The organism is Rhodococcus sp. (in: high G+C Gram-positive bacteria), assembly GCF_049299235.1.
Taxonomy (GTDB): domain Bacteria; phylum Actinomycetota; class Actinomycetes; order Mycobacteriales; family Mycobacteriaceae; genus Rhodococcus.
Genome location: NZ_JBAQXC010000237.1, coordinates 1 through 18,211 on the forward strand (window position 1 = coordinate 1; position 18,211 = coordinate 18,211).

Below are 18,211 nucleotides of genomic sequence, written 5' to 3' on the forward strand. Positions count from 1 at the left end.
CACCACAGTTGGGGGGATTCCGGGTAACCGACACCGAACATGCTTTCAGAGCATGTTCGGTGTCTCGTCATTCGAGGTCAGGGCCCAAATATTGGGGGTTCTGTACACACATTCTGGCCATTAACCCTCAGTTGAGCAGCGCGGACAGCCACGCCGCGGCGACGAGAACGTCTGGTCCGCGAAGCCACTGACGGAGCAGGTCGACCGGGATCTGACCGAGCGCGGTTTCGAGAATCAGGCCGTCGTAGCGGATCGACGACCGCGTCCGCACCCGGTAGGCGCCACCGCACGCTCCGATCAGCGCGATCACCGGCGTTGCCACGCCGCCGGTCAGCAGAGACAACGACACGGCCGCCAGCAATGCGGCCACACCGGGCACGACCGTGAGCGGTAACCGTATCTGCCGGTCGATCACACCGAGAAGCACACCGAAGTCACGATCACGGCAGACATCCCGTAGTCCCGCACTGAAGATCATCGCGACGACGAAGACCGCAGCGAGTTGCAGCACGGCCACCGCCGGGGGCGGCGCCGCCACCGCGGCGACGGCCGCGACACCGACGGCGCAGCACGCCAGCAGCAGGGAGATCGGCCGGCGACGATACCGGAGCAGGTCGGATCGGATCAGCGCTGATACCAGGCCACCGGGTAGGCGGTGGGTGCGGCGCCGCCCGACGCGCCGCCACGCCTTCTGTTCGAGCGCGCCGAGCAACACCGACGGATCCAGTGCCGTGGCCGAGGCAGACAGGGCTACCGCGGTGTCTGCTCCAGCCGTGAGGTCCGCTGCCCCGATCCTGCTGCACGACCGTGCGGCAACCAACATCCCAGCCATGACAGTCATCGCGACCGCGGCGACGGGCCACCAGTCGGTCGGCAGCGGGATGCTCACCCCGGCAATCGCCGCGACGGCCGCGGCCACCGATCCCGCCAGACATACCCAGATCAGGCCGGTGACGGATCGCGATGCAAGCATCCGGCATTGGGCAAGAATCGACAGCGTGACCACGCCGACCCCAACCGGCGCTATGAGCGCGGTGAACGGCACCCATACCGCCAATTCTGCGGCGAATGCTGCGATCCGTCCTACCAGCGTGCCCACCAGCGCACCGCATCCGAGCGTGATCACCACTCGTCGGCGCAGTAGAGCGCCGCGATCGAGGGGCGTCGACACCAGCCAGAACCCGAATTCCGCGCTGGTCGTCACCGGCCCCACCGCCCGCGCCAGGGCGATCCCCGCCGCCGCAGCAGTCGCGACCACGACCCAACCCCACGTCGGTGTCCACGGCTGCGCGGCGGCAACGGCGTCGGATGTGGTGAGCACGGTCGGCGGCAGCGTGAACAACCACCACAGCACGCCGGTTCCGACGTACAGGCCGAGCATCGCCAGCACGAATGTCGCTGTGCGGCCGGTAGTCGGTGCGTGTCGTCGTTCGAATCGCCGGACGAGCGAGCGGACCGACCGCGCCGAAAGAACGTTGTCGATCAGCACCATGTATCCGCCTCCACGATCTGATCGGCGACCGCATCCACCAAGTCGGGATCATGGGAGATCATCAATATGGTGCCACCCGCGTGCTTTTCGGCGGCGAGCACGGATGCCAGCCAGATGCGCCCGGCCGCGTCGAGGTGCTGTTCGGGTTCGTCGAGCACCAGTAGTGTCCGGGGCCGGACGAATGCCGACGCCAACGCCAGTCGGCGCCGCTGACCGCTGGAGAAGGTCACGGGCAGTCGGTCCGCCACCGACCGCAGACCGACGTCGGTAAGGGCCTGTGTTGCCGCCTCGAACGGGTCGGGCACCGCGTGACCCGTCGCGACGAGTTGCAGGTGTTCGTGCGCCGTGAGGTGCGCGAACGTCGCGACATCGCCGAGCACTGCGGCAACGTTCCTCCGAAAGGCGGGGGACGTCTCGTCGACGGGAGTGCCGCCGATCTCGATGACGCCGTGGTCGAGTCGATCGGCGCCGACGACGCACTTCAACAGGGTTGATTTGCCGGCTCCGTTCGCGCCGACCACGGCGCAACATCGGCCGGTGGCGACGTCGAATTCGACGCCGGCCAAGACGGTCAGTTCTCCGAACGAACGATGAGCATTGCGAATCGCGACGGCGGGGGCGCCGTGCGTATCGGGGGCGTGCATGGAGGTCTCCGGTCATCCTCTGGAGCTATGAACTGGACACGAGGATGGGAACCGCCGAGTGGCAACATGTTTCGATTCCGATTTCGGCCGCGGCCGGCCGGACAGATCGCCCCTACGGTCCCCGTTGGAGAGACCCGGGCGCTCGCGGGCGCGGTCGACCGGCGGTATCGGGGTGAGAGTGACGACGGAACTCGCCGTGCAAGCGTTGTTCCTCGGTCGTCGGACCTCGAATGTTTCGCCCGAAGGCGAACAGTGGGTCGTCGGCGCCGGTGGTGAGCGCGAGCGCTGCCACAGCTACGACTGCGACCAACAGCCCTGCCAGTAACGCCGTATTGTCCCCGGCGGACATCGATGCCACCGGTATCGCTGCGGCGACGAGCCAGGACAGGATGAAGAAGACTATCTCCGCCCCGTTCCGCCACCCGTAGCACACGGTTGCCAGTGTATGCGGCGCGGTATGCGGCGCGGGTGACAGACGGTGGGAAGGTTCAAATCCGGAAAGGGTACCGAACTACGCGTAACGCCCGGCGGGTCGTTGCCGATTCAACCTCCGGTGGTCGCAGCGACGCGCCCCCGATACGCTCGCTGCGGTCACCACCGTGCTCCGCGTCTCCGGACCCCCTGTACCGGAGACGCGGAGCACACCTGTAGACCGGGTCGTGGACCGGTCAGAGCAGGAGGAAGACCACGGCGAGTACGGCGACGACCGCGCCGAGACCGACCGCGAGGGTGGCCTCGCCCGCCGCGCAATTTTCGGTGAAGAGGGGGGTTTCCGGGTCCCACTTCGCGTTGTCCATACCTCCATGAAACCGGCCGATCGTCCCGTTTCGCAGCGTTTTCGCACTGGAACGCCCTTGTATTGAATTCACGGCTGTTCCACACTGGATGCATGCCGAAGACGAATTCGACGGCACAACCCGTCCCGCAACGACGGTCCTACCACTCACCCCGCCGCCGCGCGACCGCTGCGGAGACCCGTCAGGCCGTCCTCGACGCGGCAACGGAATTGTTCACCACACGCGGCTGGTCCGCGACCGGCATGCGCGACGTCGCACAGCGCGCTCAGGTGTCCGTCGAAACCGTGTACGCCACCGCGGGAACCAAGGCCGACCTGCTGGTGCGGGTCATCGACGTGGCACTGGTCGGCGACGCCGAGCCGATTCCGGTGGCGGCCCGAGCCGAATTCGCGGCGCTGGGAGTCGGCGACCTCGCCGCTCGTGTCGGTGTCGCCGCCGACCTGCTGACCGCCCAATTCGGCCGCGTCGCACTGCTCGAACGCACCTTCGCTCACGCGGCCGCCGCGGACCCCGGCCTCGCCGTCCGGCAGCGGGCGCAGCACGAGCGTCGCCGCGTGAACATCGGTCAAGGAATCGAACTCGTTCTCGGTCGGGCCGCCGAACCCGATCTGGTCGACGGCCTGTGGGCCGTCGGCAGCCCCGATGTCTACCTGCTTCTCGTCGAGAACTCCGGGTGGACACCGCAGCGATACCGCGACTGGATCGCCGACACCATCCTCCGGTTTCTCTCACCGGACCGATCCGACGCCGAGCCTCCGCACCACCCCGAGTGAACGTCGTCATCGAACACTCGCCGTCATCTGAACACTGGAGAAGTCATGATCTCCGACCCGAATGGACCCGCCGATACCCGGATGATGGGCATCGTGCACTCCGCGCTCCGGCGCGACCTGATCCGGACCCGCATGGTCCTGGCCGCGGGGCACGTCCCCGACGACCGTCGCGCGCGGCTCTCCGCGCACATCCGGTGGCTCATGGACTTCCTGCGCCACCACCACGAAGGTGAGGACACGGTGCTCTACCCACTCGTCGTCCGGTGCAACCCGGACGCCGCAGCGCTCGTCCACCGAATGGACGACGACCACCGGAAGATCGAACCCGCCATCACCGAACTCGACGCGGCAGCAAGAGAATTCGGCCGTGCGACGTCCGGCTCGCAGTCCCGGCTGAACGCAGCCCTCGCGGCACTGTCCGACGTGCTGCTCCCGCACCTCGACCGAGAAGAACGAGACATGATGCCGGTCGTGTCGGCGAGCATCACCGACGCGCAGTGGCGCACCTGGGACGAGGAGACCAACATCGCACCCAAGAGCATGGCGGCGTTGGGGAAGGAAGGGGTCTGGCTCCTCGACGGCCTTGACGAGGCGAACCGCGACCACGTCGTCCACCTCGTGCCCGCAGTCCCACGGTTCGTCCTGCTCCACATCCTCGGCATCGGCAATCGACGGCACTTCGCCGCGATCTGGTCCGGGACCGACGCGGCCACCGTGCCGTCCCAGCCGATCGCACATATTTCGGGCCGGCGACAGTGAACCCTGCGTCCGGACAGTTAGCGTAGGCGGGTCGGCACCACGACGGACAACCACCATGACGGACAACGCGGAGGCTCTGTGATACCCGACTCGACGTATCCCACGGCGCCACGCCGGTGACGGCCGTGGTGCCACGCGCGGTCGCGGTGGTCGCTGCCGGTGGCGCGCTCGGCGCGGTCGTGCGATACGGGCTGGCGACGGCCTTCCCCGGCCTGTGGACGATCGCGGTGATCAACGTCGTCGGGTCGCTGCTGCTCGGCACGCTCACCGCGATGATCGGACCGGACCGATTGTGGCGGTTGTTTCTTGGTGTCGGGGTGCTGGGCGGGTTCACCACGTTCTCGACGTTCGCGGTCGACGCGGTCCGCACTCCGGTACTCGCGGCGACCTACGTGACGGTCACGCTCGCCGGGGCGTTGATCGCGGCCCGCTGCGGCATGGCCGTCGGTCAGCGGTGGCACCGGCGGAGGATGGCAGCGTGACCGTGTTGTTCGTTGCGCTCGGCGGGGGATCGGGTGCGGCACTGCGCTACCTCGCGGGACGGTACATCCGGTCCTATCGCAGCGTGCCGGTCGCGACGCTGCTGGTGAACGTGGTGGGCTGCGGCCTGCTGGGGATGCTGTCCGGCGCGACCCTGCCCCCGGAGTTGTTCGCGCTGCTCGGTTCCGGCTTCTGCGGTGGCCTCACCACCTATTCGACCTTCGCGGTCGAAGCTGTCGGTCTCACCCGGATCGGGCGGCAACTCAGCGGCATCGGTTACATCGTCGTCAGTGTCGTCGCCGGTCTCGCCGCCGCCTGGGCCGGGTACGCGCTGACGAGTTGACGGCGTCCACCGCGCGCTCGTGGTGGTCCGCGGGCAAGATGGACTCGACACTGCCGTCGACGAGGAGGACTAATGGCGCACGAACGAGCAGGACAACCGGCGGCACCCGGTGATCTGGAGGATCTCGCTCATCTCGTCACCGCCTACTACACCGTGCAGCCGGACCCGCAGGACCCGCTGCAGCAGGTGGTGTTCGGCACATCCGGGCATCGCGGGTCGAGTCTCGACGGAGCCTTCAACGAACAGCACATCCTCGCGACCACCCAGGCGATCGTCGAATACCGTGCCGCCCAGGGGATCACCGGTCCGCTCTACATCGGACGGGACACGCACGCACTGTCCGAGCCGGCGTGGACGACCGCCCTCGAAGTGCTCGCCGCGAATGATGTCGCGGTCGTCGTCGACGCACGCGACCGCTACACCCCGACCCCGGCGGTGAGCCACGCGATCCTGCGGCACAACGCGGGGACCGGCCCGCGCGCCGACGGCATCGTCGTGACCCCCTCGCACAATCCGCCACGCGACGGCGGTTTCAAATACAATCCGCCCCACGGTGGTCCCGCAGACACCGATGCCACCTCGGTCATCGCGGCCCGCGCGAACGAACTGCTCGCCGCCGGACTCGGCGGGATCCGCCGGATACCGGCGGCACGTGCTCTCGCGGCGGCCGGCCGCCACGACTTCCTCGCCGCCTACGTCGACGACCTGCCCCACGTCGTCGATCTCGATGCGGTCCGTGCCGCCGGCGTGCGGATCGGTGCCGACCCTCTCGGCGGCGCGAGCGTCGACTACTGGGCTGCCATCGCCGAGCGGCACCGGCTGGACCTGACGGTCGTCAACCCACTCGTCGACGCGACCTGGCATTTCATGACGCTCGACACCGACGGCAAGATCCGGATGGACTGCTCGTCGCCGAACGCGATGGCCTCGCTGATCGGGGTGCGCGAGACATTCGATGTCGCGACCGGCAACGACGCGGACGCGGACCGGCACGGCATCGTCACTCCCGATGCGGGGCTGCTCAACCCCAACCACTATCTCGCCGTCGCCATCGACTACCTGTACGGGCACCGGCCCGGCTGGCCGGTCGCCGCGAAGGTCGGCAAGACACTCGTCAGTTCGTCGATGATCGACCGGGTCGCCGCCGGTGTCGGCCGCGACCTGCTCGAGGTGCCCGTCGGGTTCAAATGGTTCGTGCCGGGTCTGCTCGGCGGCACGCTCGGTTTCGGGGGCGAGGAGAGTGCCGGCGCGTCGTTCCTGCGCACCGACGGGTCGGTGTGGACCACCGACAAGGACGGCATCCTGTTGGCGCTGCTCGCCGCCGAGATCATCGCGGTGACCGGGCAGAGTCCGTCGCAGCGGTACGCGGACCTGACCGCCCGCCACGGTAGTCCCGCCTACGCCCGGGTCGACGCCCCGGCGACCCGCGCCCAGAAGGCCGTGCTCGCGAAGCTCTCCGCCGACCAGGTCGGTGCCACCGAACTCGCCGGTGAACCGATCACCGCGACGCTGACCGAGGCACCGGGCAACGGTGCTGCGATCGGTGGCCTCAAGGTCACCACCGAGAACGCGTGGTTCGCCGCCCGGCCGTCCGGCACCGAGGACGTCTACAAGATCTACGCGGAATCGTTCCTCGGCCCCGAGCATCTGACGCAGGTGCAGGACGCCGCCCGCGACCTCGTCTCCAGCGTGCTCGCCTGATCGCTGCCGACACCCGCGCCCGACCGGGACCCGGCCGCGGTCGTGCGCGAAGCTAACATCGGCTCATCATGCGCACACGTGACGCGGCGCTGCCGCGGGAGATCTGGGTGCTGGTCAGCGCCAGCTTCGTCATCGCCCTCGGGTTCGGGCTCGTCACCCCGGCGTTGCCGCAGTTCGCCCGCAGTTTCGATGTCGGTATCACCGCCGCGACCGTCGTCGTCTCCGCGTTCGCCGCGATGCGGCTGGCGTTCGCGCCGGCCAGTGGTGTGCTCGTGCAGAAACTGGGGGAGCGCCCCGTCTACATCGGCGGTGTGCTCATCGTCGCGTTGTCCACCGGCGCGTGCGCGTTCGCGGAAAGCTACTGGCAGTTGCTGGTGTTCCGGGGTCTCGGCGGCATCGGATCGACGATGTTCACCGTCTCCGCGCTGGGCCTGATCATCCGTATCGCGCCGCCCGACGCGCGGGGGCGCGTTTCCGGCCTGTACGCGACGAGTTTCCTGCTCGGCAACATCGGCGGTCCCCTCGTGGGGGGCGCGCTCGTCGGTTTCGGGTTGCGCGTGCCGTTCCTGATCTACGCGGTGGCACTGCTGGTGGCGGCCGCTGTCGTCGGCATCAGCCTGCGCGGATCCGCGCTCGCAGAACCGGCGGCGGCCTCCGGTGCCCCGACGGTACGACTGCGCGACGCGCTGCGCGAACCGATCTATCGCGCGGCGCTCGCGTCGAATTTCGCCAACGGGTGGGCGGTGTTCGGGGTGCGGGTGGCGATGATGCCGTTGTTCGTCGTCGAGGTCCTGCAGCGGGATGTCGCACTGGCCGGAGTCGCGTTGACGGTGTTCGCGGTCGGCAACGCACTGGTACTCATGTCGTCCGGCCGGCTGTCCGACCGCTACGGCCGCCGACCGTTCGTGCTGGTCGGGCTGCTGGTGTGTGGCGCAGGCACGATCGGGATGGGTCTGACCGACACCCTGCCCCTGCTTTTCGTCACCTCGTTCGTCGCCGGGATCGGATCCGGCCTGCTCGGCCCGCCGCAACAGGCGGCCGTCGCCGACGTGGTGGGCAGCAAGGCCCGCGGCGGCCCGGTCCTGGCGGCGTTCCAGATGACCGCGGACATCGGAACGGTGGTCGGCCCGATCGTCGGTGGTCTGCTCGCCGAACACCTGACCTACGCGGTGGCGTTCACGGTGACCGGTGTGATCCTGCTCGTCGCGGCGCTGCCGTGGGCGTTGCTCGCCCGCACCACACCGCCCGGCCCGGTGACCGAGCCGGTGGTGACCGACGACATACGCCGCTGAGCGTGCGCTGGGTACTGTCGTCGACGTGTGGATACGCATCGTCAGCCTGATCGCCCGGCTCGGCCTGGCCGCAGTGTGGTTGATTTCCGGTTGGATCAAGTTCGCCGATCCGACGCAGACGATCGTCGCGGTCCGCGCATATCAGCTGCTCCCCGCAGATCTGGTTCGGCCTGTCGCGGCGGGCCTGCCCGTCCTCGAGCTCGTCCTCGGCCTGCTGCTGTTGATCGGATTGGCGGTTCGGCCGGTCGCGGTGGTGAGCGCGGCGGTGCTCGTGGGGCTGATCGCGGTGATCGTGTCGGTGTGGGCGCGTGGGCTGTCCATCGACTGCGGTTGCTTCGGCGGTGGCGGTGTTGCCGACGTCGACGGTTGGGACTACGCCCGAGAGATACTGCGCGACATCGGTTTTCTCGCGATGGCCGGGTGGCTGATCGTGTTCCCGCGCAGTCCCGCCGCACTGGGTCCGAGATCCCGTCCGGTTCCCTCAGCTATCGCTCAGCCGCCGGTGGCAGAGTGATCCCCCGTCCGATATTCCCGAGTAGCGAAGGGCAGCAACCGTGAGCGCCAAGAAGATCAAACCGGTGAAGTACTCGCCGGAACCGACATCGAGCAAGTCCACCTTCATCCTCGGTGGTATCGCCGTCGTGGTCATCGCGGTGCTCGTCATCGGCGGTGTCCTGTGGCAGGCCGACAGCGGAAAATCTCGGAACGAGGGATACGGCGGGGTGCAGAACTCCGCGGTGCAGGTGACCATCGAGGACAACGGCGTGACCCGGCTCGGGCTGCCCGACGCGGCGACCACCATCGACGTGTTCGAGGACCCGATGTGCCCGTACTGCGCGGAACTCGAGCACAAGCACGGTCAGGAACTCGCGCAGGCGATCGACGACGGCAAGGTCGCGGTGCGTTACCACATGCTCGCGTTCCTCGATCAACTCTCGGCCAGCGGCGACTACTCGACCCGTTCGGTGGCGGCCGCGCAGTGTGTCGCACAGACCGGTGACGCGATCGCGTACTCGGCGTTCCACACTGCGCTCATGTCGCCGGACAACCAGCCCGCCGAGCGTGGCAGCAGCGACCACAGCAACGACGACCTGGCGCAGATGGCCCGTGACGCCGGCGCGTCCGACGACGCCGCGCAGTGCATTGCCGACGGGACCCGCGTCGAGCAGGCCCGCGCCGATGCGGAGGCGGGCCGACAGTTGCTCGCCACCACCGGCGCATCCGGCACCCCGGCCGTCATCCACAACGGCACTGTGATCGACGCCTTCGGCAACGACAATTGGGTTGCCGAACTCGGCTGAGTATCCGTGGTGGTGCCGGGCGATGATCCCGGCACCACCGCGCTGACCAGCAGATTTGTTGGCGTCGAGCGCGATGGTGTAGTTTTCTTTCCAGCGCACGGGGCTTGCCCCGGACGTGAAGAGAAACTGAATACGGGGCTATGGCGCAGCTGGTAGCGCACCACACTGGCAGTGTGGGGGTCAGGGGTTCGAGTCCCCTTAGCTCCACAAGTAGAACCCCGCTCTGACCTCGGTCGGAGCGGGTTTCTCGTTCCCGAGGTAGCCCGCCTCAAAGTTTCAGTGGGCCAACAGTGGGCCAAGGGGTTTCAGTGGCCCCACGGCGGCCCAACAACGGCCTCACAGCCGCCCGTTGGCGTAGGGCAGACGGCCGTGGTGGTCACGGAACGCGGCGATCATGGCGCTCTCGGTCGGGGCGGCCTCGGCGTCCGATGTCTCACGCCAGCCGACGAGAAGGTCGGCGTGATCGGCGAGCTGCCAGACACGGCGGCCACCGGTGTGCGCCACGGGCTCACTGGCCCCATATCGGCGGTACTCACTCAGGCGCACGCGGAGTCCGCGACGCCCGGCGTTTCCGGCGTTGGCCTTGCCGATATGGATCACACGGCTCTCCGGTGCCCAGCGATCCTGGAGGGCGGCGACGGGCTCGGTGCGGTCGATGCCTTTGAAGTGGCCTGCCGGTGACACGTCGAGGAACTGAGGCGGTGTGTCGGTGGGCCGCACCACAACGTAGACGCCTGGCCCACGGGGCACGTCGGCGTTCGGCAGCTCACTGAATCGGACCCAGCCAGAGAACAGCGAGAGGTCGATCTCAGACGGCAGGTCGCCGCCGTTGGGGTGCTTGCTCACCCGAACAGTGAACCACCGGCGGCGCGCAACTCGTCGGCCTTGGCATCGGCGTAGACGGCCAGGCTCATCTCCGGTGAGTGACCGTGCCAGGCCGTCACGACGTGGACCGGCAACCCACGGTCGAGCATCAGCGACACGGAGGTGTTGCGAAGTCCCTTGAGCTGGATGCGCCGCAGACCGGCCCGCTCGCGGATGCGCTGGAACTCATCGCTCCACCACTCCGGCGAGACCGGCGCGCCGTCCTCGCCGGAGTGGCGACGAGCTGGTTCTCGTCCCACCCGGTGCCCAACGCCAGCGCCTCAGCTTTCTGCCGACGCTTGAGCGCCTGGAGGGCGGCCACGACATCGGCGGGCAGTGGGAGGTCCCGGCGTGACCGACGCGACTTCGGAAGCCCCTCGTCGGTACGGCCCGAATCCAGCGACACACGGCCCCGACGAACATGGAGCGCATCGCCCTCGATGGCCGACCACCGCAGGCCCAGGACCTCGGATCGGCGCATTCCGTAGATCGAGAGCAACCAGCAGGCGTACAGGCGGTGATCGGCGACGGCGGCGCGGAACGCCTCAGCATCGGCCAGCGCCCACGACTTCGCCGTGACTACCTCATCGTCGGTCTCTCCGATGGGGCCGGCGGGCCGCTCCGCCAACGCAATGACGTTGCGCGGCAGGACACCCTGATCGACGTAAGACTTCACCACCATGGTGAACACAGTGAGCGTCGAGCGGACCGTCACCGGCTTCACCCCGCCGCGCGGTTCGTCGTCGGTCTCCTGGGCCTGGGCGGGTCCATAGACCGCACGGCGCAGCCGGACCACACGGCCTCGCTGTGCGAGATCGGAGAGCCGTGTGGCCGTGTCCTCAGCGGGGAACGCCGCCGCGATCTGGGCAGCAGTGATGCCCTCGGGATGCTTCTCGACCAACGCGACGACCCGGCAAGGAAGGCTATGCGGCACAGTGTGTTTCATGCTCTGTCGGCCACCGGTAAGCATCCATGACACCAGCGCGTCGCCGTCGTCCTTGGTGACCGCCTGGAGCTTCTTCCCGCCAAGGAACCGTCGCATGGGCTTGAGGCTGGTGGCGTAGCCCTCCAGGGTGACCGGCCTGACCCCACGGCGACCGGCCAGCCACGCGTCGCACGCTTCGTCCACGGTCATCGCCGTGGGCTTCGAGTAGGTGCCCGACGCGACCTCGGTGGTGATCCGGCGGTACTCACGGCGCGCCTCGGCCAACGTGCGGTAGGTGAACCGACGCCGGTCGCGGGTGCCGTCGGACTTCGCACCGACATCGACGCGGAACTCGTAGCTGACCGCGCCGTTGGCGGCGGTCCGCTTCGAGATCGGCTCAGCGCGGCGTTTGCGGTTGCTGTCGGCGGTGCTCATCGGGCGTCCTTCTGTCGTGGCTGGGGGCGTTTGGGGAGGTCGGCGGCGTCTAGGTATCCGGCGTCTTTGGCCTTCTTGATCAGCCGGTCGACGGTCGCCTTGGTCAGGTGCATTTCCTCAGCGACGGTGGCGCGCACCGGCAGCCCGTTGGACACCGCGATCAGGGCGCGCTGGGAGACCTCCCACACGCGCGGATCGGCGTCGTCGGGCCGTGCGGACTCATCGAGGGTGTGGCCAACGGCTTCCACGCCCAGGTCACACAGCTCACGGGCGGCGGTCTGCATCGCTGTGTAGGCCAGCCGACGGGCCGGGATCGCCCGCAGCGCGTGATAGTCCACGGCCGCGCCCTCATCGGCGGTCACGGTCAGCTCGCGGATGAACGGCCCGTCGGCGTCGGTGTCCGAGCGCACGTGGGCCATGGGGGTCTCCGTGGGTTCAGCTCCCCGATTCGAAGTAGGGCGTGATCTCTCGAACGAAACCCTTTGTGCCAGAGGCGGCGAGGGCTTCGAGAAACACCTCGGTGGTCACCGGCGGGTGTCCGCGCTTGTCGGCGGTTTGAGCTACGCAGGCCACCGCACGTGCCGGGTTGCGGTGGAGCAGGTCCAAGAGGAATCGGTCAGAGCTGCGAGTGTGGAGCCCCAGCGGCTCCAGGACGGCCTTCGGGAAGTGCTTGGTGTTGTCAGTGACGATTGCTGACGCGTGGCCTCTCACAGCGGCTGCGACAACGTGGCGGTCATCAGGGTCGGGCATCCCGATAATCGCCGCTTCGAGCGGCTCCCAACCTTCCACGCAGGCGTCCTCGAAGGCGTCGTTCATGGCCTCGACTCGCGTGCGCGCCCTTTGCTCGGAGACACGGCCCTTCGTCGCTCGGTGGATACCGCGCACAGTCTCGTCCATGATTCGGTCGCTCCACAGCGGGAAGTACGCCCGGTGCTCGGCGAACGTGAGGAGCAGGTCAACTTTGTTGATCGGCACCAGCACACAAGCGTCGAGCACCACGCGAAACCCCGCCGCTACCCCTTGCGCTCCTCAGCGATCTCGTGGCGAGCAGTGCGTATGGCGTCGCGGTAGTCCTCGGCGGGCACGTCGTACAGGCCGCTTTCCTCGGCGTCGTCCACGAGAGCTTGCAACGCCTTGCGGCGCTCCACAGTCCGCTGCGACTGGTAGTCGAGCAGGTCACCCAGCTCCACGCGCCGGTGACGGCTGCCCTCGACGGTCTCGAAGGGGATCTTGCCGCTCTCTAGCAGTTTGATGAGCGTGGGGCGGCTGATGCCGAGGTAGTCGGCGGCCTCCTGAGTCGAGAGCTTCTGATCGACCGGAGCGACAACGACTGCACGGTGAGCGCGCATGGCTTCCACGATCTGCGTCAGCGTGCTGTAGACCTCCAGCGGGAGGGGGATTTGCTCACCGTCGGGGCCGAGGAGCGCGGCGGGCTCATCGTGGTGGTCGAGGAACTTCGACAGGTCCATGAGGGCGTCGAGGCTGGTGGCGTCTGTCGGAGGGAAGAACGTTCCTTTTCTGCGGGGTGCGGTGGCGGTGCTCATGTAGCCAGTTTGCCGACTAGTCGAAATAAACGCAATACCTGATGATGGGCTGTGGGTAGTCCACGGCTATCCCCGCGTGCCGACGGGGCTCACCTTGAAGGTCCCCGGCACGCTGCCGCTTCTGATCAGCGCGAGGGCGTGGTTCTTGGTCGGTTCGTCGGCGTCGAGCGGGATGTGTAGCGCGGTGTCGATGTCGTCTTGGGTGGCGGTGAGGTTGACGTAGAACGTGCCCGCGAGGTGGCGTACCGATTCCCAGCAGTCGACCAGGAGCCGGGGAACTGATAGCGGTGCGGGCTCGCCGGAGGCGGTGATCATCGCCGCGTCGTTGGCGTTGCGCGCCAAGCTGCGGCGGATTCCGGCTGTGGTCGGTACACCGTTGTTGCGCCAGAACTCCTCAGCCCACGGACCCGCGTAGGCGACGGCCGGATCGGGTCGGCCGCCGAATCGCTGGACGACCTCGCAGACCGCCTGCGGCGACGCGGCGGCGGTCAATGTCAGGGTCACACCGCTCACAGAGTGGCCCAGGACGCGGGCAACGATGCCGTGCCCGGCCTCATGCACACACGCGGCCATCTGCTCATACATCGCGGGGGTGAGAGTCCTGCGGGGCTTCATCGTCATCCTGTCGTGGTCGGGGCCGGTGGTGAGGGCGCCGACGCCGACCGGCGGCCCGTAGCCAGTCCCGGTCGGCGTCAGCGGTGCAGGTGGCGGTGGGAGTGAAAGGCGGAGAGGGCCACCGTCACCTGCTGCGGTTGGTGGATCAGGTTATGGCCGCCGCTGCGACCGCGTGCTCGTAGCCGATCACGACCGAGCGTTCAGCGACGGCTACGAACTGGTTGTAACGGGTCTCCACGGCTTCACGTAGGACTGGCTGATCGCGCCACCCGAACGTCGGGCTGGTGCCGACGATGGTGCTGCCCAGGCCCTCGACGTATCCGCCGCCGAACACCCAGGTGTGACCCAACGGTGAGCGCGGAGCGCTACCGCCGGCCGATCCGATCACGAGGCCGTAGCGCTGCGCGGCGGCGGCCAGACCGGCCGACGCGTGGATGAGGCCGGTGGTGTTGGTCGCGGCGAACTCCGCCTCGATGTGGCTCACCGCCGCGATGAGGTCGGCGGCCGGTGCCGGGGTGCCCGCGTCGATCAGCAGCCGCGCGGCGAACTCACGCTCCACCGCTACCTACTCGATCAGGCGCAGGTTCTGCAACGCGCGGGCGCGCACCTCAGCCTGCGACGGGGCGGTGAGGTCGCACTGATCGAACGCCCATGCGGTGAGCGGGTCGAACGGGGCCGGGATCGACGGATGCTCACCGTCTTTCAGCTCGCCCGGCTCGGGGTCGGACCAGTCAGCTCCCCAGATACCGAAGGCCGCTTCACCGCCGAAGTTGTGCGGCCGGATACGAACGCCGGAGGCGAGCCAGCGGGGTGCGCCGGTCTCATCAGTCCAGGCGGTGGCGACGTACAAACCGTTGGGTGACGGATTCACCAACGGCGCTTCGAACTCGACAGGGCTGAGGGTCTGGGCCGGTGCGGTCATGCGCCTACCTCCTGCTCGATACCGATGCCGAGTTCGGCCAAGGTGGCGCGGGCCGCCTCAGCGTCGGCGTTGGGGTTGGCGGCTGCGGCGGCGTGCCGGTTCTGGTCGCGGTAGCTCCGTGCCCGGTCGATCTTCCGGTCGAGGTCGAGAACAGCGCAGTCGAGAGTCCTCAGCGCGTCGACAAGTTCGTCTGACACCGAGGGAAGGCCACGCCGGTCGGTGACCTGGCGGCCGAGAAGATCGCTGAGGGGTCCCGAAAGCGGCCGTGTCAGCCCGATGAGAGGGTTGAGCCCACCGTGACTCGATGAGCGCGCCACGCGTGATCTCAGGCGCGGGCTTGGCCGCCAGCGCCTTGAGAGCAGCTCGGGCGCGGGGCTGGTCGGTGTCGCGGGCCTTGGCGACCTTGGTCTCATGGATGATGTCGCGGGCGCGGTCACACAGCTCCTCGACCGCGCCGCTGTGATCCACCCCGGTATTTCCGGAGGGTTCGTCTCAAGGAAGGATGAACCTCGTGGTAGCAGGATCGAAGCGGTACTCGGCGGAGTTGAAGCGGGACGCGGTGACGTTGGTGGCGGAGTTGGTCGAACAGGGGTCGACGGAGTGGGCGGCGATGGGCAAGACAGCCGATCTGCTCGGTGTCGGGTCGGCTGAGACGGTACGTCAGTGGGTGCGCAAGGCTCCGACCGTTGGGGTCTCGGTGGCGCCGTCGCCGTCGCCGTCGTCGGCGGCGGCCGAGGAGATCCGTCGACTGAAGAAGGAAAACGCCGAACTGAAGCAGGCAAATGGGACATTGCAGGCGGCGTCGGCTTTTTCCGCGGCCGAGATCGACCGGCCACACCGATGGTCTTGTCTGGGGTGTCGATTCGATGTGCAGTGTGCTTACCGAGCACGGTCTGCGCATCGCCCGTCCACGTACTACGAGCACGTCAATCGCGGCCCGAGTTCCCGAATGCTCCGGGACGCCCAGGTCATCGATGCGATCTACGCACTGTGGCAGCAGCAACCGCTCTACCGGGTCCTGGGAGCGAGGAAGATGTGGATAATGTTGTGTAGCAACGGATATGATGCTGCACGATGCACTGTGGAGCGTCTAATGAGTCAGATGGGCTGGCGGGGAGCGTCGAAGAAGAAGTGCCCACGGACCACGGTCGGGTCGCCAGCGAATCCACGGGCCACGGATCTGGTCGACAGACAGTTCTGGGCGGCTACGCCGGATCGTGTGTGGGTTGCCGATTTCACGTACTGCCGCACCGAGGTCGGGTGGGTGTACACCGCGTTCGTCATCGATGTGTTCGCCCGTAAGATTGTTGGCTGGAAGGTTGCCGCAGAGATGACAGCGAACCTCGTTGCTACTGCCATCGAGAACGCTGTCGAGTCCAGAAAGCGTTCTGGTGTAATTGATTTCACGAATCTTGTTCATCATAGCGATGCCGGCTCGCAGTACACCGCGATCACGTTCGGTCAGCGTCTGGCCGAGGTCAGGATCGCTGCGTCGATCGGCAGCGTCGGGGACAGCTACGAAGACGCCCTCGCCGAATCGGTGAACGCCGACTACAAGAACGAGCTTGTCGACAACGGTCCCCGTTTTCACGGTCTGGCCGAGTTGTCATTGGCCACCGCCGAGTGGGTGGCGTTCTACAACCGAGAACGGCCCCACAGCTACTGTCAGGACCTGACACCGGACCACGCCGAGGCGCTCCACTACGATCGGGTGCGCACCCTCAATCTGGGGGAAGTGCTCACGTACTGAGCTCTCCGGAAATGCCGGGGTGGGTCATACGCCGTGCGGGTCAGCGTTGGCAAGGCCGATGCGCTGGCGGTCCACCCCGACTCAGCGAAGCTCGTGGGCCAATAGCAGGGTGTCACGCGGACCCGGGCGGTACGGTTCGGCATGACTTCGGACTTCCCAACCGCTATACCGGTTCTGGCCGTGCGCATCGGCGACACGATCTTCAAGGATCGTGCGACTCAGCCGCTGACAGTGGATGAGATCGACTGGGTTCTTGAGCACGAGCACGGGCCAGTTGCACGATTCATTGGTGTACCAGAGGGCAACTCGCGGCGGACTTGAGTCTACCGGCTGTCGGGCGTCATTGGGTGCCTGAACGCGCCGGATGACGAAGCCCTGGAGGAGCGAGAACCTACGCTTCGCAGCGTCGATCTGATTGGTGGCGACAAATCCCGCGGAGTGGTGTCTCAGTATGAAATCGCTGCTAAGGACCTAACTGGCGACCATCTTGGCCTGTTCATTGGTGCTCATTCGGATGACGGAAAGCACAATGTGCAAGCCCAGATCATCCAAATTCACCAGATTCCCAACCGCGCAACGCGCCCCGGCGCGGTCGTCAAGGTGAGAATCGGGGAGACACCCAACCAACCAGCACGTGTCGACGGCGGGCTATATCCGCCGGATCAGGTGTTCGAGATCATCGAGGTGTACCAAGAGGGTGATCCGAAATATCGCCACCCTCGCTGCTACGCGAATACCCGTGGGGGCTGCTCGGCGACGATCTCGGGTGAGCACTACGTGTCCCACGGCCTCATCAAGCTGTTCACCTTCGATGACCCGAACGCGACGATCCAGCACAACCACGGAGCGGGAATCGTGCGGCCCGTCAAGCCGAAGAAGTTTGTCGCCAATGTGCTCTGCACCAGCCACAACCACGGGCTTCACCCGGCGGACGACGCCGCTATCAGTTTCGCCCGGTTCATCCGAGACATCGCGCTTGAGTGGCGCGGTGGAGCAGGTGAGTGGGGAGAGGAGGCTGAGGTGCGCATCTCGGGCGACGACTTCCAGAGGTGGGCGTTGAAGCTCCTGTTGAATCACGCCGCTGCGAACGCCTTCACAGGAAACGGTGGCCGTGTGTCCACGCCGATCCCCCCGGAGGCCGTGGATATCTTGCTCGACCGCGCTGAGTGGCCAGAGACATGGGGAATGTGCGTGGCGAGCCAAGTGGACAGCCCACTTACCTTCGACCCCTTCAGCAACCCCGAGCCGATACTCTCCGACTGGTGGTCTGCGCAGCCGTTCCTGGCCAACGAAACCAACGCGATTCGCGGCGGGACGGTCCGCCTGGCTGGTGTCGACTTCGGGATCACGCTGTTCAATCAAGGTCGGGAACTGGAGGCGTTCAACGCGCCCGAGAATCCGAACAGGGGGTCAATTCAACGTCCCAGCTTCATGCGGTGGGAGTTCGATGAGGTTCCCCCCGAACGGTGGACAAGGGGGTTACATCCTTCAGGCGGCTTCCACCCGAAGTGAACGCTCGTAGCTGTCGGGACTGAGCATCCCGACCGCAGAGTTCCGTCGAACAGTGTTATAGA

The 18,211-nt window shown here is 67.2% G+C and carries 24 protein-coding genes and 1 tRNA gene; 11 read left to right on the forward strand and 14 right to left on the reverse strand.

From position 1 onward, the window contains the following. Positions 1–127 precede the first annotated feature (127 nt). The 4 genes from WAX14_RS13985 to WAX14_RS14000 form a co-directional block, all read right to left on the reverse strand. The gene (locus WAX14_RS13985) at positions 128–1,492 is read right to left on the reverse strand and encodes a DUF6297 family protein (protein WP_422628660.1); all 1,365 of its coding nucleotides are present in this window, start codon (positions 1,490–1,492) and stop codon (positions 128–130) included. Continuing rightward, on the reverse strand, positions 1,483–2,136 hold the full coding sequence (locus tag WAX14_RS13990) for an ABC transporter ATP-binding protein (RefSeq protein ID WP_422628661.1): 654 nt from the start codon (positions 2,134–2,136) through the stop codon (positions 1,483–1,485). The genes WAX14_RS13985 and WAX14_RS13990 overlap by 10 nt, the downstream gene beginning before the upstream one ends. A 112-nt stretch (positions 2,137–2,248) precedes the next feature. Further along, complete coding sequence (locus WAX14_RS13995; RefSeq protein ID WP_422628683.1) at positions 2,249–2,485, reverse strand: DUF6412 domain-containing protein; 237 nt, start codon at positions 2,483–2,485, stop codon at positions 2,249–2,251. Between the two features lie 319 nt (positions 2,486–2,804). Continuing rightward, complete coding sequence (locus WAX14_RS14000; protein ID WP_422628662.1) at positions 2,805–2,933, reverse strand: hypothetical protein; 129 nt, start codon at positions 2,931–2,933, stop codon at positions 2,805–2,807. 92 nt (positions 2,934–3,025) lie between these two features. On the opposite strand from WAX14_RS14000, the gene WAX14_RS14005 reads away from it, so the two are divergent. The 9 genes from WAX14_RS14005 (at position 3,026) to WAX14_RS14045 (ending at position 9,789) form a co-directional block, all read left to right on the forward strand. Next, complete coding sequence (locus tag WAX14_RS14005; RefSeq protein WP_422628663.1) at positions 3,026–3,706, forward strand: TetR/AcrR family transcriptional regulator; 681 nt, start codon at positions 3,026–3,028, stop codon at positions 3,704–3,706. Between the two features lie 45 nt (positions 3,707–3,751). Further along, the gene (locus WAX14_RS14010; protein ID WP_422628664.1) at positions 3,752–4,465 is read left to right on the forward strand and encodes a hemerythrin domain-containing protein; all 714 of its coding nucleotides are present in this window, start codon (positions 3,752–3,754) and stop codon (positions 4,463–4,465) included. A gap of 116 nt (positions 4,466–4,581) precedes the next feature. Further along, complete coding sequence (locus tag WAX14_RS14015) at positions 4,582–4,947, forward strand: fluoride efflux transporter FluC (protein ID WP_422628665.1); 366 nt, start codon at positions 4,582–4,584, stop codon at positions 4,945–4,947. Beyond that, positions 4,944–5,288 carry a fluoride efflux transporter CrcB gene (gene crcB, locus WAX14_RS14020; RefSeq protein WP_422628666.1) on the forward strand — a complete coding sequence of 115 codons (345 nt, stop codon included), beginning with the start codon at positions 4,944–4,946 and terminating at the stop codon, positions 5,286–5,288. Before WAX14_RS14015 ends, crcB begins: the two co-directional genes overlap by 4 nt. A 72-nt stretch (positions 5,289–5,360) precedes the next feature. After that, positions 5,361–6,989 carry a phosphoglucomutase (alpha-D-glucose-1,6-bisphosphate-dependent) gene (gene pgm, locus WAX14_RS14025; protein ID WP_422628667.1) on the forward strand — a complete coding sequence of 543 codons (1,629 nt, stop codon included), beginning with the start codon at positions 5,361–5,363 and terminating at the stop codon, positions 6,987–6,989. A gap of 68 nt (positions 6,990–7,057) precedes the next feature. Further along, complete coding sequence (locus WAX14_RS14030; RefSeq protein WP_422628668.1) at positions 7,058–8,281, forward strand: MFS transporter; 1,224 nt, start codon at positions 7,058–7,060, stop codon at positions 8,279–8,281. A 25-nt stretch (positions 8,282–8,306) separates the two neighbouring features. Next, positions 8,307–8,795 (forward strand): MauE/DoxX family redox-associated membrane protein, encoded by a 489-nt coding sequence (locus WAX14_RS14035; RefSeq protein WP_422628669.1) that lies wholly within the window; start codon positions 8,307–8,309, stop codon positions 8,793–8,795. 40 nt (positions 8,796–8,835) lie between these two features. Continuing rightward, on the forward strand, positions 8,836–9,582 hold the full coding sequence (locus tag WAX14_RS14040) for a DsbA family protein (protein WP_422628670.1): 747 nt from the start codon (positions 8,836–8,838) through the stop codon (positions 9,580–9,582). A 134-nt stretch (positions 9,583–9,716) separates the two neighbouring features. Next, positions 9,717–9,789: transfer RNA gene (locus WAX14_RS14045), tRNA-Ala, on the forward strand. A gap of 129 nt (positions 9,790–9,918) precedes the next feature. Here the strand turns inward: WAX14_RS14045 and WAX14_RS14050 are convergent. The 10 genes from WAX14_RS14050 to WAX14_RS14095 all read right to left on the reverse strand — a co-directional run bounded on the left by WAX14_RS14050 (position 9,919) and on the right by WAX14_RS14095 (position 15,084). Beyond that, the gene (locus tag WAX14_RS14050; protein WP_422628671.1) at positions 9,919–10,428 is read right to left on the reverse strand and encodes a hypothetical protein; all 510 of its coding nucleotides are present in this window, start codon (positions 10,426–10,428) and stop codon (positions 9,919–9,921) included. Continuing rightward, positions 10,425–10,556 carry a hypothetical protein gene (locus WAX14_RS14055; RefSeq protein WP_422628672.1) on the reverse strand — a complete coding sequence of 44 codons (132 nt, stop codon included), beginning with the start codon at positions 10,554–10,556 and terminating at the stop codon, positions 10,425–10,427. Before WAX14_RS14055 ends, WAX14_RS14050 begins: the two co-directional genes overlap by 4 nt. Beyond that, positions 10,556–11,806, reverse strand: coding sequence for a site-specific integrase (locus WAX14_RS14060; RefSeq protein WP_422628673.1), 1,251 nt, complete (start codon positions 11,804–11,806; stop codon positions 10,556–10,558). The genes WAX14_RS14055 and WAX14_RS14060 overlap by 1 nt, the downstream gene beginning before the upstream one ends. Then, on the reverse strand, positions 11,803–12,225 hold the full coding sequence (locus tag WAX14_RS14065) for a hypothetical protein (RefSeq protein WP_422628674.1): 423 nt from the start codon (positions 12,223–12,225) through the stop codon (positions 11,803–11,805). The genes WAX14_RS14060 and WAX14_RS14065 overlap by 4 nt, the downstream gene beginning before the upstream one ends. A gap of 16 nt (positions 12,226–12,241) precedes the next feature. Further along, positions 12,242–12,805, reverse strand: a complete 564-nt coding sequence (locus WAX14_RS14070) for a PIN domain-containing protein (RefSeq protein ID WP_422628675.1) — start codon at positions 12,803–12,805, stop codon at positions 12,242–12,244. Positions 12,806–12,819: 14 nt separating this feature from the next. Next, complete coding sequence (locus WAX14_RS14075; RefSeq protein WP_422628676.1) at positions 12,820–13,350, reverse strand: helix-turn-helix domain-containing protein; 531 nt, start codon at positions 13,348–13,350, stop codon at positions 12,820–12,822. A gap of 66 nt (positions 13,351–13,416) precedes the next feature. Continuing rightward, positions 13,417–13,965, reverse strand: coding sequence for a hypothetical protein (locus WAX14_RS14080; RefSeq protein ID WP_422628677.1), 549 nt, complete (start codon positions 13,963–13,965; stop codon positions 13,417–13,419). A gap of 145 nt (positions 13,966–14,110) precedes the next feature. Continuing rightward, positions 14,111–14,524, reverse strand: a complete 414-nt coding sequence (locus WAX14_RS14085; protein WP_422628678.1) for a hypothetical protein — start codon at positions 14,522–14,524, stop codon at positions 14,111–14,113. A 6-nt stretch (positions 14,525–14,530) separates the two neighbouring features. Further along, on the reverse strand, positions 14,531–14,887 hold the full coding sequence (locus WAX14_RS14090; protein ID WP_422628679.1) for a hypothetical protein: 357 nt from the start codon (positions 14,885–14,887) through the stop codon (positions 14,531–14,533). Then, complete coding sequence (locus WAX14_RS14095; protein WP_422628680.1) at positions 14,884–15,084, reverse strand: hypothetical protein; 201 nt, start codon at positions 15,082–15,084, stop codon at positions 14,884–14,886. The genes WAX14_RS14090 and WAX14_RS14095 overlap by 4 nt, the downstream gene beginning before the upstream one ends. Positions 15,085–15,389: 305 nt before the next feature. Between WAX14_RS14095 and WAX14_RS14100 the strand changes: the two genes are divergently transcribed. Together WAX14_RS14100 and WAX14_RS14105 are read left to right on the forward strand one after the other, a co-directional pair. Then, positions 15,390–16,637 (forward strand): IS3 family transposase, encoded by a 1,248-nt coding sequence (locus tag WAX14_RS14100; protein ID WP_422628681.1) that lies wholly within the window; start codon positions 15,390–15,392, stop codon positions 16,635–16,637. 441 nt (positions 16,638–17,078) lie between these two features. Beyond that, positions 17,079–18,149, forward strand: a complete 1,071-nt coding sequence (locus WAX14_RS14105; RefSeq protein WP_422628682.1) for a hypothetical protein — start codon at positions 17,079–17,081, stop codon at positions 18,147–18,149. Positions 18,150–18,211: the final 62 nt, after the last annotated feature.